The 776-nt window shown below is 38.7% G+C and carries 2 protein-coding genes; both read left to right on the top strand.

Annotated features, from left to right (window positions below):
• The coding region (locus A9G32_RS08615) for a DDE-type integrase/transposase/recombinase (RefSeq protein WP_141672897.1) at positions 1-492 on the top strand (492 nt) is incomplete at its 5' end.
• Between the two features lie 52 nt (positions 493-544).
• Positions 545-776, top strand: a 232-nt coding sequence (locus A9G32_RS08610) for a transposase (RefSeq protein ID WP_141672896.1), incomplete at its 3' end; no start/stop codon positions are given.

Genomic DNA, 776 nt, shown 5'->3' with positions numbered 1-776 from the left:
CGGCATTTACGCTGGGGCTTTCCTAAATGTTTTAATCGTATCAAAAAGCTCGGCTATAAATGGAATCATAAACGGGTGTATCGGGTGTATTGCCAATTAAAGCTTAATCTCAGGATAAAGCGTAAACAGCGCATTCCTCCACGAAGCCCAGAAAGACTATCAGCACCCAATAAACAAGGTGAATGTTGGTCAATGGATTTTATGAGTGACAGTAGTCGTAATCAGCGTCGCTTTAGGACATTCAATGTTATCGATGACTTTAATCGTGAGGCGTTAGGGATTGATATTGCAGTAAGCTTACCAGCAGGAAGGATTACCCGTTACTTAGATAAACTGGCCGAATATCATGGGTATCCATTAAAAATACGGGTCGATAATGGGCCAGAATTTACAGGAAAAACCTTTATAAACTGGGCTAAATCACATAATATAACCATTGATTATATCCAGCCCGGTAGTCCTTATCAAAATTGTAACTATCCCCTAAAATAGTACAGCAAAAAAGAAGAAAATTCTCTATGATAAAAGAAAAGGGGATTTAATTATGAAAAAAATGACTGAACATCAAATTGTCGCTATTTTAAAAGAAGCTGAAGCGGGTATTCCGGTTAAAGAACTGTGCCGTAAATATGGCATGGGTAATTCAACTTTCTATAAATGGCGAGAAAAATACGGCGGAATGGAAACTTCGGATATCAAACGCTTAAAGGAGCTGGAGGCTGAAAATCGCAAGCTTAAGCAGATGTTTGCCGAACTGAGCTTAAAATCTCAGCTTC

This window comes from Gilliamella sp. Gris3-2, assembly GCF_001690345.1.
In the GTDB taxonomy this organism is placed as follows: Bacteria; Pseudomonadota; Gammaproteobacteria; order Enterobacterales; family Orbaceae; genus Gilliamella; species Gilliamella bombi.
Note: the sequence above shows the minus strand (reverse complement) of the source record. Positions and strands in the feature narration are given on the sequence as shown.